The 13,883-nt window shown below is 72.9% G+C and carries 10 protein-coding genes; 4 read left to right on the top strand and 6 right to left on the bottom strand.

Annotated elements, in window-relative coordinates; genetic code table 11:
* Window positions 1-160: 160 nt before the first annotated feature.
* Window positions 161-2,446 (top strand): FdhF/YdeP family oxidoreductase, encoded by a 2,286-nt coding sequence (locus tag ACZ3YL_RS18850; protein ID WP_465658549.1) that lies wholly within the window; start codon window positions 161-163, stop codon window positions 2,444-2,446.
* 87 nt (window positions 2,447-2,533) lie between these two features.
* Here ACZ3YL_RS18850 and ACZ3YL_RS18845 read toward each other — a convergent pair whose 3' ends face one another.
* Complete coding sequence (locus ACZ3YL_RS18845; RefSeq protein ID WP_223243054.1) at window positions 2,534-4,069, bottom strand: NlpC/P60 family protein; 1,536 nt, start codon at window positions 4,067-4,069, stop codon at window positions 2,534-2,536.
* 360 nt (window positions 4,070-4,429) lie between these two features.
* Here ACZ3YL_RS18845 and ACZ3YL_RS18840 point away from each other — a divergent pair, with 360 nt between their 5' ends.
* Both ACZ3YL_RS18840 and ACZ3YL_RS18835 read left to right on the top strand, forming a co-directional pair.
* A complete protein-coding gene (locus ACZ3YL_RS18840; RefSeq protein ID WP_188307952.1) occupies window positions 4,430-5,614 on the top strand; it encodes an inorganic phosphate transporter in 1,185 nt (394 codons plus the stop codon).
* Between the two features lie 26 nt (window positions 5,615-5,640).
* Window positions 5,641-5,889, top strand: coding sequence for a hypothetical protein (locus tag ACZ3YL_RS18835; RefSeq protein WP_188307953.1), 249 nt, complete (start codon window positions 5,641-5,643; stop codon window positions 5,887-5,889).
* A 72-nt stretch (window positions 5,890-5,961) separates the two neighbouring features.
* Here ACZ3YL_RS18835 and ACZ3YL_RS18830 read toward each other — a convergent pair whose 3' ends face one another.
* Window positions 5,962-7,458 carry an MDR family MFS transporter gene (locus ACZ3YL_RS18830; protein ID WP_465658663.1) on the bottom strand — a complete coding sequence of 499 codons (1,497 nt, stop codon included), beginning with the start codon at window positions 7,456-7,458 and terminating at the stop codon, window positions 5,962-5,964.
* A 200-nt stretch (window positions 7,459-7,658) separates the two neighbouring features.
* Window positions 7,659-8,108 carry a MarR family winged helix-turn-helix transcriptional regulator gene (locus ACZ3YL_RS18825; RefSeq protein ID WP_317621337.1) on the bottom strand — a complete coding sequence of 150 codons (450 nt, stop codon included), beginning with the start codon at window positions 8,106-8,108 and terminating at the stop codon, window positions 7,659-7,661.
* A gap of 112 nt (window positions 8,109-8,220) precedes the next feature.
* Between ACZ3YL_RS18825 and ACZ3YL_RS18820 the strand changes: the two genes are divergently transcribed.
* Window positions 8,221-9,270, top strand: a complete 1,050-nt coding sequence (locus ACZ3YL_RS18820) for an ABC transporter permease (RefSeq protein WP_223243056.1) — start codon at window positions 8,221-8,223, stop codon at window positions 9,268-9,270.
* Between the two features lie 77 nt (window positions 9,271-9,347).
* Here ACZ3YL_RS18820 and ACZ3YL_RS18815 read toward each other — a convergent pair whose 3' ends face one another.
* From ACZ3YL_RS18815 to lon, 3 genes are all read right to left on the bottom strand, one after another.
* The gene (locus ACZ3YL_RS18815) at window positions 9,348-10,559 is read right to left on the bottom strand and encodes an ROK family transcriptional regulator (RefSeq protein WP_188307955.1); all 1,212 of its coding nucleotides are present in this window, start codon (window positions 10,557-10,559) and stop codon (window positions 9,348-9,350) included.
* Window positions 10,560-10,613: 54 nt separating this feature from the next.
* On the bottom strand, window positions 10,614-11,156 hold the full coding sequence (locus tag ACZ3YL_RS18810; protein ID WP_188307956.1) for a GtrA family protein: 543 nt from the start codon (window positions 11,154-11,156) through the stop codon (window positions 10,614-10,616).
* An 81-nt stretch (window positions 11,157-11,237) separates the two neighbouring features.
* Window positions 11,238-13,685 (bottom strand): endopeptidase La, encoded by a 2,448-nt coding sequence (lon, locus tag ACZ3YL_RS18805; protein WP_465658544.1) that lies wholly within the window; start codon window positions 13,683-13,685, stop codon window positions 11,238-11,240.
* Between the last annotated feature and the right edge of the window lie 198 nt (window positions 13,686-13,883).

Below are 13,883 nucleotides of genomic sequence, written 5' to 3'. Positions count from 1 at the left end.
GTCTTGTGGATCTTGTCGGATAGGTCGCGGCGTTGGGGTGCGTGCCCCAACGCCGCGGACCCGGCAGGGATCCTCAAGACACGCCCCGGGTGGAAGGATGGACGGGAGAGCCGCGCAACGGTGCGCCGGCTCGCACCAGCACAGTCCGAGGAGCGCAGTCATGGCCAAGCAGGCCCCGCAGAGCGACCCGGCGCAGGACGCCCCCGAGGTGTCCGCGCCCCAGCACGCGGCGGCCGGCCTGCCCGCCGTCGGCCACAGCCTGCGGATGGCCGCCGAGCAGATGGGGGCCCGCCGTACCCTCGCCACCCTGCTCAAGGTCAACCAGCCGAACGGCTTCGACTGCCCCGGCTGCGCCTGGCCCGAGCCGGAGAAGACCCACACCGCCGAGTTCTGCGAGAACGGCGCCAAGGCCGTCGCCGAGGAGGCCACCGAGCGCCGGATCCGGGCCGAGTTCTTCGCCGCCCACCCGGTCGCCGACCTGGCCGGGCGCTCCGGCTACTGGCTGGGCCAGCAGGGCCGGCTCACCCAGCCGATGCTGCTGGACGAGGGCGCCACCCACTACACCCCGGTCTCCTGGGACGACGCCTTCGCGCTGATCGCCGAGGAGTTGCGCGCCCTGGACACCCCGGACGGCGCCGCCTTCTACACCTCGGGCCGCACCAGCAACGAGGCCGCGTTCGCGTACCAGCTGTTCGCCCGCCGGCTCGGGACGAACAACCTGCCGGACTGCTCCAACATGTGCCACGAGTCGTCCGGTTCGGCGCTGACCGAGACGCTCGGCGTCGGCAAGGGCAGCGTCAGCCTCAAGGACCTCTACCAGGCCGACCTGATCATCGTGGCCGGCCAGAACCCGGGCACCAACCACCCCCGGATGCTCTCCGCCCTGGAGCGCGCCAAGCGGGCCGGCGCGACCGTCGTCAGCGTCAATCCGCTGCCGGAGGCGGGCCTGGAGCGGTTCAAGAACCCGCAGCACGCCCGCGGCCTGGTCGGCCACGGCACCAAGCTGACCGACCTGTTCCTGCAGATCCGCCTCGGCGGGGACCTCGCACTGTTCCGCGCGCTCAACCGGATCGTCCTGGAGCAGGACGGCGTCGACCACGCCTTCATCGCCGAGCACTGCCACGGGTACGAGGAGTTCGAGGCGCAGGCGCTGAAGACCGAGCGCGACGAGGTGCTCGCCGCGACCGGCCTGCCCTGGGAGCAGATCGAGGAGCTCGGCCGGCTGGTGCTGGCCTCGAAGAAGATCATCGTCTGCTGGGCGATGGGTCTCACCCAGCACAAGCACGCGGTGCCGACCATCCGCGAGGTGGTCAACTTCCTGCTGCTGCGCGGCAACGTGGGCCGCCCCGGCGCCGGGGTCTGCCCGGTGCGCGGGCACAGCAACGTCCAGGGCGACCGCACCATGGGCATCTTCGAGCGGCCGTCGACGGCCTTCCTCGACGCGCTGGGCAAGGAGTTCGGCTTCGAGCCGCCGCGCGAGCACGGCCACGACTCGGTGGACACCATCCGCGCGATGCGGGACGGCCGGGTCAAGGTGTTCTTCGCGATGGGCGGCAACTTCGTCGCGGCCACCCCGGACACCGAGGTCACCGAGGCCGCGATACGGCGCTGCCGGCTGACCGTCCACGTCTCCACCAAGCTCAACCGCTCGCACGTGGTCACCGGCGCCCGCGCCCTGATCCTGCCCACCCTCGGGCGCACCGACCGGGACGTCACCGACGCCGGCGCCCAGTTCGTCAGCGTCGAGGACTCGATGGGGCAGGTCCACTCCTCCCGCGGCGGCCTGCGCCCGCCCGCCCCCGGCCTGCTCTCCGAGACCGCGATCGTCTGCCGCCTCGCCCGGGCCGTCCTCGGCCCGCGGGACACCGTGCCGTGGGAGGACTTCGCGACCGACTACGACACCCTGCGCGCCCGGATCGCCCGGGTGGTGCCGGGCTTCGAGGACTACAACGAGAAGGTCCGCCGCCCCGGCGGCTTCACCCTCCCGCACGGTCCGCGCGACTCCCGCACCTTCCCCACCGCCACCGGCAAGGCCAACTTCACGGTCAACCCGCTGACCGCCCCCGAGGTCCCGCCGGGCCGGCTGCTGCTGCAGACCCTGCGCTCCCACGACCAGTACAACACCACGATCTACGGCCTCGACGACCGCTACCGCGGCATCAAGGGCGGCCGCCGGGTGGTCCTGGTCAACCCCGCCGACGCCGCCGAGCTGGACCTCGCCGAGGGCCGGTACGTCGACCTGGTCAGCGAGTGGACGGACGGCACCGAACGCCGCGCCCCGCACTTCCGCGTCGTCCACTATCCCGTCGCCCGCGGCGGCGCTGCGGCCTACTACCCGGAGACCAACGTCCTGGTCCCGCTCGACTCCACCGCGGACATCAGCAACACCCCCACCTCCAAGGCCGTCGTCATCCGCTTCGAGCCCGACACCGGCACCGCCGAGTAGCCCCCCGGACAGCCCGAAGGCCGCCCCGCGTCCGGTGACGCGGGGCGGCCTCCCCGTGCCGGGCCGGCTCCAGGCCGGTGCCGGGTGTCAGTGCAGCAGGCCGCCCAGCGGCAGCGTGGCCGTGGGGCTGCCCGGCACGGAGGCGCTCGACGAGCCGGTGGTGCTCGGGGTGCCGGTGCCGGTCGGCGTGCCGGTCGGGGTCTGCGTCGGCGTACCGGTGGGCGTCCCGGTCGGCGTACCGGTCGGCGTCTGGGTCGGGGTGCCGGTCGGGGTCTGCGTCGGCGTGCCGGTGGGCGTCCCGGTCGGGGTGCCCGGGTCGGTCGGCGTGCCGGTGCCGCCGGGGGTGGGCGTGGCCGGGGCGGGGGTGGCCGGGGTGCCGCCGGGCGCCGGCGGGTTCGGGGTCTGGTTGGCCGGGCTGGGCGCGATCGGGGTGGCCGCGTCCCAGCCCTTCGGCAGGTCCGGCACCTTCCAGGTGCCGCCGGCGTCGTCCGCCGCGCCGTCCGGGTCGGGCCGGACGGCGCCGAGGATCGGCATCGAGCCGATCGGCGACACCTTGATGAAGGCGCCGGGCCGCGGGGCCTGGACGATGAGTCCGCCGCCGATGTACATCGCGACGTGCGAGGCGTCCTGGAAGTAGACGACCAGGTCGCCGGGCCGCAGCTGGTTGAGCGGGACGTGCTGGAGCTGCGCCCACTGTTCCTGGCTGGTGCGCGGGATGGCCTTCCCGGCGTGCAGCCAGGCCTGCGAGGTGAGGCCGGAGCAGTCGTAGGAGTCCGGGCCGGTGCCGCCCCACAGGTACGGCTTGCCGATCTGGGCGAGCGCGAAGGCGACGGCGCCGCGACCGGTCAGCGAGGGGGTGCGCTCGCCCTTGCCGAGGGCCCCGGAGGCGAGGAAGGCGAGCTGGGCCTCGTCGGCCTGGGCCTTCTCCAGCTGTTCGAGTTCGGTCCGCTGGGCGCCGGTCAGCGAGGAGACCAGCTGCTCGACCGAGGCGAGGTCGGCCGCGACCTTGGTCTTGGCGGCGTCCTGCTGGGTGACCAGCGCCTGGGAGGTCTTGAGGGCGTCCTCGGTCTGCTTCTTCAGTCCGTCGAGCGCTTCCCGGTCGGCCTTCAGCCTGTCCAGGAACTCGGACTGCGAGCGGCTGGCCGCGGCCAGCAGTTCGGCGATGGTGACGGCCTCGTACGGGTCCTTGGAGAGCAGCAGTTCGGCGTAGGCCGAGGTGGCGCCGTTGCGGTACTGGGCGGCGGCGAGCTGGGAGGCGATGTCCGTCCCGGCGTCGACCTGCTTCTGCTGCCGGTCGAGCTTGCCCTGGAGGTCGGTGAGCGCGGTCTGCTGTTCGGTGACCTTGGCGACCGCGCCGTTGTACTGCTCGGTGGCGGCCTCGGCGCTCTGGTAGAGCCCGTGGAGCTGGTCGAGCAGCGGTCCGAGGGTGGCCTTGGCGGCGGCGAGCGGGTCGGCTCCGGGTGCGACGGCGACGCCGGCGCCGGGGTCGGGGGCGGCGTAGGCGGCCTGGGTGGCGGCCGGCAGGGCGAGTGCGGCGGCCGCGAGGACGGCTCCGCACCGCAGGGCCGCCCGTACCCAGGGGCGTACCCCTGACGTCTCCGTGCGCTGTGCAGCCCCGCCCATGGGTGTGTCCTCCCCGCCCTGTCCTGCCCCGGTGGCGCCGTCCGCGGGCTCCCCCGGGGACGACCCGCAGATCCTCCCACGGGTTACTCGGCGGAAACAGAGCGCACGCGGACCAGGAGGTTAATTTCCGATTGATCTGTTGATCTGTGAGACAGCTCTCAGCAAACGGGGGCGAACCGGGATGTTCTCGGCTAATGTCCAGCTCAGCGCGGCCCAGGTCACCCCCCGGAAAGCCCCTGGCCACCGTCGAGACACCATCGGAACCACGATTCCCGGCCCAGTTCACCTTCCGTTTACCAAGCAGACCTACGGTCGCGACGTCACCAACGTCCGTGCGACAACTACGACGATTGTTTGGGTATGGAACACATCTCGTTCCTGGTAGCCGTTGTGATCATCACGGCGCTCGCCTTCGACTTCACCAACGGGTTCCACGACACCGCCAACGCGGCCGCCACCGCGATCGCGACCGGGGCCCTTCGTCCGAAGGTCGCGGTCACCATCGCGGCCCTGCTCAACTTCGCGGGCGCGTTCCTGTCCGTGAAGGTCGCCACCACCATCTCCGGCGGCATCGTCAACGAGAAGGCGGGCGTCCACCCCGAGATCATCTTCGCCGCGCTGGCCGGCGCGATCCTGTGGAACCTGCTGACCTGGCTGCGCGGCCTGCCGTCCAGCTCCTCGCACGCGTTGTACGGCGGCCTGATCGGCGCCACGATCGTCGGCGTCGGCATGAACGGCGTCAACTTCGACACCGTGATCACCAAGATCATCATCCCGGCGGTCGCCTCCCCCATCGTCGCCGGCCTCGCCTCCTGGGGCGCCACCAAGCTGGCCTACGCGATCACCCGCAAGGGCAGCGGCGCCGCCACCGACAAGGGCTTCAAGACCGGCCAGATCTTCTCCTCCTCGCTGATCTCGCTGGCGCACGGCACCAACGACGCCCAGAAGACGATGGGCATCATCACCCTGACCCTGGTCTCGGTCGGCGCCCTGCCGCACGGCGCGCTGCCCCCCACCTGGGTGATCATCTCGGCGGGCGCCGCGATCGCGCTCGGCACCTACATGGGCGGCTGGCGGATCATCCGCTCGATGGGCAAGGGCCTGGCGGACATCAAGCCGCTGCAGGGCTTCGCCTCCGAGTCGGCCGTCTCGACCGTCATCCTGACCTCCTCGCACATGGGCTTCGGCCTCTCCACCACCCAGGTCTGCACCGGCGGCATCATGGGCGCCGGCCTCGGCGGCCCGAAGCCGGAGCTGCGCTGGAGCCTGGTCCGCCGCATGGTCTACACCTGGGGCCTGACCCTGCCGGCCGCCGGCCTGGTCTCCGGCGGGGCGGCCGTACTGGCCCGCCAGGGCACCTGGGGCGTCGCCCTGGTCGGCGCCGTGCTGGTGGCCGGTTCGGCCACGATGTGGATGATCTCCCGTCGCCAGCCGGTCAGCGCGGACAACGTCAACGACGTCCCCGAGATCACCCCCGTCGAGATCACCTCGGCCAACCCGACGGGCGCCGCCCCGACCCCCGCCTCGACCACGGTCGCGGCCTGAGCGCCGCAGGCTGAGGAGCACTCACCATGCACATCAAGTGGAACGCCCTGGCCCAGACCGCCGGCATCAGCTTCGGCGTCACCGTCGCCGTGGTCGCCGTCTTCGCCCTCGGCATCCTGGCGCTGTCCCGCCGGGAGGCCGCGCTGGGCGCCCGTGAGGCGGGCGGCCAGGCGGCCGGCGGCGGCCGGCCCGCGCTGCTGGCCGGCGCGTACGCCTGCTTCGCGCTCTGCGCCTGCGCCGTGGTCTACGGCCTGGTGCTGATCGCCGCGCCGTAGCCCCTCCGGAACGCCGAACGGGCCGGGGAGTGTCGAACACTCCCCGGCCCGTCGCGCGTATCCCCGCGCCGGTCAGCTCTCCTGGGTGGTCCTCAGCGCGGTCTCCCGGATGAACAGCACGGTGACGAAGGCCAGGGCCGCGAAGGGCGCGGCCCACAGGAAGACGGTGCCCACGCCGTGGCCGAAGGCGTCGGTCACCAGCGGCAGGATCGGGGCCGGCAGCTTCGCCAGGTCCGGGATGCCACCGCCGGCCGCCGCGTGCCCGGCCGGGATGTGCGCCGCGGCCAGGTTCTCGGTCAGGTAGTGGCCGACCTTGTTGGTCATCAGCGCGCCCAGCGCGGAGACGCCCATCGCGCCGCCCATGGTGCGGAAGAAGGTGACGACGGAGCTGGCCGCGCCGAGCTCGTGCCGGGGCACCGTGTTCTGCACCGCGAGCACCAGGTTCTGGCTGGTCAGGCCGAGGCCGACGCCGGTGATCGCCATGTAGAGGGAGAGCAGCCCGTAGTTCGTGTCGACCCGGGCGGTGCCGAGCAGCCCGAAGCCGATCGCGAGCAGCGCGGTGCCGGTGACCAGGTAGGCCTTCCACTTGCCGTACTTGGTGATCAGCCGGCCGGCCACGGCGGAGGAGACCGCCAGGCCGATGATCATCGGCAGGGTCATCAGGCCGGCCGTCGTCGGCGACTTGTCCCGGGCCAGCTGGAAGTACTGGCTGAGGAAGGTGGTCGCGCCGTACATCCCGACGCCGACCAGCACGCTGGCGATCGCGGCCAGGGTGACGGTGCGGTACTTGAACAGGGACGGCGGGATGACCGGCTCGGCGGCGCGGCGCTCGACCACCACGGCCAGCGCGGCCAGCAGCACGCCGCCGCCCACCATCGCCGCGGTCTGCCAGGACAGCCAGGGGTAGTTGGTGCCGGTCAGCGTGATCCAGATCATCAGCAGACTGACGGCGGCGGTGATGACCAGCGCGCCCAGGTAGTCGATCTTCACCGAGCGCTTGACCACCGGCAGCTTGAGCGTGCGCTGCACCACCAGGATCGCGGCCAGCGCGAACGGGATGCCGACGTAGAAGCACCAGCGCCAGCCGAGCCAGGAGGTGTCGACGATGACGCCGCCGATCAGCGGGCCGCCGATGGTGGCGAGGGCGAAGACCGCACCGAAGTAGCCGCTGTACCGGCCGCGCTCGCGCGGCGGGACCATCGCGGCCAGGCAGATCTGGCCGAGCGCGACGACACCGCCGGCGCCGATGCCCTGGAGGGCGCGGCATGCGATCAGTTCGCCGGTGTTCTGCGAGAGGCCGGCCAGCGCGGAGGTGGCGATGTAGATCAGCAGGGCTATCTGCAGCAGCAGCTTCTTGCTGGCCAGGTCGGAGAGCTTGCCCCAGATCGGGGTGGAGGCGGTCAGCGTGAGCAGGGCCGCGGTGATGACCCAGGTGTAGGCGGACTGGCCGCCGTGCAGGTCGGTGAGGATGTGCGGCAGGGCGTTGGAGACGACGGTCGAGGAGAGCACGGCCACGAACAGGCCGAGCAGCAGTCCGGACAGTGCCTCCATCACCTGCCGGTGGGTCATCGGTCGGTCGTCGACGGCGGCTGCGGTGCCGGTCGAGGCCTCGGTGGTCACGGTCATCTGGGTCCTTCGGCGAGGCGGGCGGAGTGCGGTGCGGGGATACGCGGGCATGAAAATTTGTTGCCTTAAGCAACCATACGACCGATGGTTGACTAAGGCAACTTTCTTCAAGCTCCAGTAAAGACCGCGCCCGGACGGCCCGCTCACTCCGCCGGCGACTCCTCCAACACCTCGTTGAAGCGGTGCAGCAGCTCGGCGAACCGGTCCACGTCCTCCCGCGGCCAGCCGCCCATCACCTCGCGCACCCGCCGCATCCGGACATCCCGGGCGGACTCGTAGCGCCGCCTGCCGTCCTCGGTCAGCGAGACCAGCGCCGCCCGGCGGTCCAGCGGGTCCGCCTCCCGGGCGACCAGGTCGAGCTCCTCCAGCGCGCGGATCTGCCGGCTCACCGTCGCCTTGCCGACCGCGAAGTGCACGCCGACGTCCGTCATCCGCACCCGTCCGGCCTGCTCGATGTAACCGAGCATGCTGTACGCCATGCCGTCCAGCCCGGGGTGCACCCGGCGTGAGAGTTCGGCCACTCTCGCGCGGCCCCGCCGGAACATCAGCCCGACCTCACGCTCCACCGCCACCAGGGCTTCCTCGTCCGTCACCGCGTCAGTATCGCCCAGTGGCAGTGGCCGAGAACCGGCGCGGGAGGTAGGACAACCCAACTAGTTCATGGTATTAAGTATCCGTTTTCCGCCGATACGCAAGGAGATGTGGATGGCCGCCCCGGGGCACGGATTCGTCGCCGAACTGAAGGGCGCGGTCACACCGCGTGCGGCACTGCTGGTGATCGGAGTGCTGCTGCTGCAGCTCGGCTTCATCACCTCGTACGTCGGGGCGCTGCACCACCCGACCCCGCACAAGCTGTCGATCGCGGTGGTCGCCCCGCCGCAGGCCACGCCCAAGCTGGTCCAGGCCCTGGAGTCGGTGCCGGACGAGGCCGTCAAGCCCGTCACCGCGCCGGACACCGAGACGGCGACCCAGTGGATCAAGGACCAGAAGATCTACGCCGCGCTGGTCGTGAACCCGAACGGCACCGAGGACACCCTGCTCACCGGCAGCGCCCGCGGCACCTCCGCCGCCAAGGCCGCCGAGAGCGTCACCACCGCGCTGGACAAGTCCCAGGGCCGCACCGTCAGGGTCGAGGACGTCGTGCCGCTGGCCAAGGGCGACACCAACGGCCTCACCGCCTTCTACCTGGTCATCGGCTGGTGCGTCGGCGGCTACCTGGTCGCCTCCATCCTCGGCATCAGCGCCGGTTCCAAGCCGGCCAACGTCCACCGCCTGCTGATCCGCCTCGGCGTCCTGGCGCTGTACTCGGTCGGCGCCGGCCTCGGCGGCACGATCATCGCCGGTCCGGTGCTGGACGCGATGCCCGGCTCGATCCTGGAACTGACCGCCATCGGCACCCTGGTGGTGTTCACGGTCGGCGCCTTCACCATGGCGCTGCAGTGCCTGTTCGGCATCATCGGCATCGGCCTGGCGGTACTGGTCTTCGTGGTCCTCGGCAACCCGAGCGCCGGCGGCGTCTACCCCGCCCCGATGATGCCGCCGTTCTGGCGGGCGATCGGCTCGCTGATCCCGAACGGCGCCGGCACCAGCGCCACCAAGTCGATCGCCTACTTCGGCTCGACCAACCTGGGCATGCCGATCCTGGTCCTGGTGGTCTGGGCGGTGATCGGCGTCGGCGTCGCCTTCCTCGCCGTCCTGCGCGGCCCGCGCTCCGCCGACCGCGAGCTCGCCGCCGAGACCCCCGCCGAGGTCTGAGCCCGACGGCACCGGCACACCGAGGAGCCCCCGGCCACCGCGGCCGGGGGCTCCCCCGCGTTCCGGACCGGTTCGGCTCAGCCGCCCGTCAGCGGACCCGGGTCGGCGACGATCGCGCGCACCACGCCCACCGCCGCGCCCAGCAGCGGCCCGCGCCGGCCGAGCCGGGAGACCGTCAGCCGTTCCTCCGCCCACGGCCGCACCGTCACCCGGAAGGTCAGCTCGCGCCGCATCGCCGGCAGCAGCCAGGGCGCCAACCGGGCGTAGCCGCCGCCCAGCACCACCTCGGCCGGGTCCAGCAGGTTGACCGCCCCGGCGGCCGCGATGCCGAGCGCCGAGCCCGCCCCGGCCAGCGCCGCCCGGGCCGGTTCGTCCCCGGCGCCGGCCCGTTCGGCCAACAGCGTCACCCAGTCGCCGCGCACGCCCGCCAGCCCGGCCGCCCGCAGCACCGCCGTCTCGCCCGCGTACTGCTCCAGGCAGCCGTGCGCCCCGCAGGCGCAGCGCGGCCCCTCCGGGTGGACGGGCACGTGCCCGAGTTCGCCCGCGTAGCCGCGCGCCCCGCGCAGCAGCCGGCCGCCGACCACCACGGCCGCGCCGACGCCGGCCTCGGCGGAGACGTACAGGAAGTCCTCCGGGCTCTCGCCCAGCCACCGCTCGGCCAGTCCGCCGAGGTTGGCCTCGTTGTCCGCCTCGACCGGCAGCTCGCCCAGGCCGTCCCCGGCCAGGCGCAGCGCCGGGCGCAGGGCCGCGGCCAGCGGGACGTCCTGCCAGCCGAGGTTGGCGGCCCGCTGGAGCACTCCGCCGCCGACCAGCCCGGGCACGGCCAGGGTCAGCCCGGCCGGGCGCAGACCGGACTCGGCGACGGCCGAGCGGATCAGGTGGGCGAGGTCGGTCATCACGGCGGCGGGCGGCCGGCCGTGGTTGGCGCTCTCCTGGCGCCGCACGGCGCGGACCTCCCCGCGCAGGTCGACCACGCAGACGCCGAGGTGGCGGACGCCGATCTCGGCGCCGAGTCCGCCGGGCCCCAGCGGGTTGAGCCCGAGCGCGGTGCCGGGGCGGCCGACCTTGCCGCTGGGGGCGGCCGGGCCCTCCTCGACGACCAGGCCGGCCGAGATCAGCTGTTCGGCGAGCGAGGAGACCGCGGCCCTGGTCAGCCCGGTCTCGGCGGCCACCTCGGCGCGCGAGCGGGGGCCGCGGGCGATCACCCCGAGCACCAGGGCCAGGTTGGCCCGGCGCATCCCCTGCTGGCTGGCGGGCCCGGCCCGGACGCCGTCCGGCTCCCCGCGCATAACTCTCACCTCACGGTCTCGGAGCGGCTCACGGTCTCGGCGCACCTCGTCGGTTCAGGACGCGTCCCGTGGCATCTCGGGTGCAGCGTAACCGGGTTCCACCTCGGCACGCGCCCGCACGGCGGGGCTGATGAAGACCCACCGCCGCATCGCCCAGAACCGGAACAGCATGGCGCCGAAGGTGCCGACGACCATCCCGCTGAGGAAGTCCGCGACCTCCTGCTGGAACGGGCTGAGGTAGGGCACGCGCAGGTCGAGGACGTACCGGGAGAGCGCCAGCGGGATCACGTTGACGCCGACCGCCACCGCGCTGACCAGGAAGAACAGCAGCGCCTCGGGTCGGCGCCCGTCCGTCCGGAAGGCCCAGCGGCGGTTGAGTACATAGGAGACGACGGTGGCGATCACCGTCGCCACCGTCAGCGCCACCACCGGCGCGTGCGCCAGGACGGTGAACTTGAGCTCGAAGTCGATCACCGTGGTGAGCGCGAAGCAGCCGCTGCCGACCAGCAGGAACTTCACCAGCCGGCGGTGCCGCACCAGGAACGGGCGCAGCCGGGCCGGCACCCGGGCCAGGGCGCGCTGCGTGGGGGACGGCATCTCCGCAGTGTGGCATGCGGAGCCGCCGTCCCCCGTCGATTCGCGAGCGAGCCGAAGGGGCGCCTGCTGCTACCGGTGGGCTCAGGCCGCGGCGACCAGCACCCCGGCGGGCTCCAGGGCCAGCGCGAGCACTTCGCGCACGTCCGCCACCGGGTGGACGGTGAGCCGCTCCAGCACCTCGGCCGGGACGTCGTCCAGATCGGCCTCGTTGCGCTTGGGGATGATCACCGTGCTGAGGCCGGCCCGGTCGGCGGCGAGCAGCTTCTGCTTCACCCCGCCGATCGGCAGCACCCGCCCGGTCAGCGACACCTCGCCCGTCATCGCCACGTCGGTGCGCACCTTGCGGCCGGAGAGCAGCGAGGCGAGCGCCGTGGTCATGGTGATGCCGGCGCTCGGCCCGTCCTTGGGGACGGCCCCGGCCGGGACGTGCAGGTGCACGCCGCGGTCGCGCAGCGAGGTGACCGGCAGTTCCAGCTCGGCGCCGCGCGAGCGCAGGAAGGAGAGGGCGATGTGCGCGGACTCCTTCATCACGTCGCCCAGCTGCCCGGTGAGGGTCAGCCCGGTGCCGCCGGTCTCGGCGTCGGCGAGCGAGGCCTCGATGTAGAGGACGTCGCCGCCGGCTCCGGTGACGGCGAGGCCGGTGGCCACGCCGGGGACGGCGGTGCGCCGCTCGGCCGGCTCCTGGGCGGACTCCGGCACGTGGTGCGGCCGGCCGATCAGGGCGCGCAGGTCCGCCGCGCCGACTTCGGCGGGCAGCTCGCGCTCGCCCAGCTCGGCCTGGGCGGCGATCTTGCGCAGCACCCGGGCGATCGAGCGCTCCAGGGTGCGCACCCCGGCCTCCCGGGTGTACTCCCCGGCGAGCCGGCGCAGCGCCTCCTCGTCGACGCTGACCTGTCCGTCGCCGAGTCCGGCCTTCTCCAGCTGGCGCGGGAGCAGGTGGTCGCGGGCGATGACGACCTTCTCGTCCTCGGTGTAGCCGTCCAGGCGGACCAGCTCCATCCGGTCGAGCAGCGGCTCGGGGATGGCCTCCAGTACGTTGGCGGTGGCGAGGAAGACGACGTCGGAGAGGTCGAGCTCGACCTCCAGGTAGTGGTCCCGGAAGGTGTGGTTCTGGGCCGGGTCCAGCACCTCCAGCAGGGCGGCGGCCGGGTCGCCCCGGTAGTCGGAGCCGACCTTGTCGATCTCGTCGAGCAGGACGACCGGGTTCATCGAGCCGGCCTCCTTGATCGCCCGCACCAGCCGGCCGGGCAGCGCGCCGACGTAGGTGCGCCGGTGGCCGCGGATCTCCGCCTCGTCCCGGACGCCGCCGAGCGCGACCCGGACGAACCTGCGGCCCATGGCACGGGCCACGCTCTCGCCGAGCGAGGTCTTGCCGACGCCGGGCGGCCCGACCAGGGCCAGCACCGCGCCGCCCGCCCGTCGCCCTCCGCCGCCCTTCCTGGGAAGCGCTTCGCGCCGCCCCTCTTGTGTCCCGCCGATCAGGTCGAGGCCCTGGTCGGCCCGGCGCTTGCGGACGGCCAGGTACTCGACGATCCGCTCCTTCACGTCGGTGAGGCCGGCGTGGTCGGCGTCCAGCACCGCGCGGGCGCCGGCGATGTCGTACGCGTCCTCGGTGCGCTCGTTCCAGGGCAGCTCCAGGACGGTGTCCAGCCAGGTGCGGATCCAGGAGCCCTCGGGCGACTGGTCGGAGGAGCGCTCCAGCTTGTCGACCTCCTTGAGCGCGGCCTCGCGGACCTTCTCGGGCAGGTCGGCGGCCTCGACCCGGGCGCGGTAGTCGCCCTCCTCGTCGGCCGGGTCGCCGTTCAGCTCGGCCAGCTCCTTGCGGACGGCCTCCAGCTGGCGGCGGAGCAGGAACTCCTTCTGCTGCTTGGCCACGCCCTCCTCGACGTCCTTGCGGATGGTGTCGTTGACCTCCTCCTCGGCGAGGTGGTCGCGCAGCAGGGTGAGGGCGTACTCCAGGCGGGCCACCTGGTCGGCTTCCAGCAGCACCTTGAGCTTCTGCTCGGCGGTGGCGAAGGGCGCGTAGCCGATGTTGTCGGCGAGTTCGCCGACGCCCTCGATCTGCGCGACGCGGTCGACAATCTGCCAGGCGCCGCGCTTGCGCAGCCACTGGGTGGACAGCGCCTTGTACTCCTTGACCAGCTCGGCGGCCCGTCCGGCCACCGGCGTGCCGACCGAGGACTCCTTGAAGGGCGTGGTCTCCACCCAGAGGGCGGCGCCGGGGCCGGTGGTCCCGACCCCGATCCGGACCCGGCGCACGGCGCGCACCAGCGCGGCGGGCTCGCCGTCGGCGAGCCGGCCGACCTGCTCCACGGTGGCCAGCGTGCCGGCCGCCGCGTACGAGCCGTCCACCCGCGGGACCAGCAGGACCTGGGGCTTGCCGGAGCCGGTGGCCGCCGCGCGGGCGGCCTCGACCGCGGCGCGCACCTCGGCGTCCTTGAGGTCCAGCGGGACGACCATGCCCGGGAGGACGACCTCGTCGTCGAGTGGCAGCACGGGCAGGGTGAGCGGTGTGGACGTCGATGCCATGATCTCTCCCCGGTCAGTGAACTTGAGTCGACCTGACTAAGGCTTCACGCGCGCCGGATGTTCCCGACTCCTTGTTCGCTGCGAGCGAACGCTCCCGTCACCGGAACGGCCGGGGGGAGGCGCCGTCAAAAAGAGGGGAAAGAACGGCCCAAGAGGACCCACGGACCCTGCGGCCCGTCTCCTCCGGATCCCTGCCGG

This window comes from Kitasatospora sp. NPDC023176 (assembly GCF_055560495.1).
Note: the sequence above shows the minus strand (reverse complement) of the source record. Positions and strands in the feature narration are given on the sequence as shown.

What these genes read in the sequence shown, in the direction of transcription:
- ACZ3YL_RS18840 (WP_188307952.1), top strand. Translation starts at nt 4,430, where the DNA reads ATGGAACACATCTCGTTCCTGGTAGCCGTTGTGATCATCACGGCGCTC.
- lon (WP_465658544.1), bottom strand. Translation starts at nt 13,685, where the DNA reads ATGGCATCGACGTCCACACCGCTCACCCTGCCCGTGCTGCCACTCGAC.
- ACZ3YL_RS18835 (WP_188307953.1), top strand. Translation starts at nt 5,641, where the DNA reads ATGCACATCAAGTGGAACGCCCTGGCCCAGACCGCCGGCATCAGCTTC.
- ACZ3YL_RS18830 (WP_465658663.1), bottom strand. Translation starts at nt 7,458, where the DNA reads ATGACCCACCGGCAGGTGATGGAGGCACTGTCCGGACTGCTGCTCGGC.
- ACZ3YL_RS18820 (WP_223243056.1), top strand. Translation starts at nt 8,221, where the DNA reads ATGGCCGCCCCGGGGCACGGATTCGTCGCCGAACTGAAGGGCGCGGTC.
- ACZ3YL_RS18845 (WP_223243054.1), bottom strand. Translation starts at nt 4,069, where the DNA reads ATGGGCGGGGCTGCACAGCGCACGGAGACGTCAGGGGTACGCCCCTGG.
- ACZ3YL_RS18850 (WP_465658549.1), top strand. Translation starts at nt 161, where the DNA reads ATGGCCAAGCAGGCCCCGCAGAGCGACCCGGCGCAGGACGCCCCCGAG.
- ACZ3YL_RS18815 (WP_188307955.1), bottom strand. Translation starts at nt 10,559, where the DNA reads ATGCGCGGGGAGCCGGACGGCGTCCGGGCCGGGCCCGCCAGCCAGCAG.
- ACZ3YL_RS18810 (WP_188307956.1), bottom strand. Translation starts at nt 11,156, where the DNA reads ATGCCGTCCCCCACGCAGCGCGCCCTGGCCCGGGTGCCGGCCCGGCTG.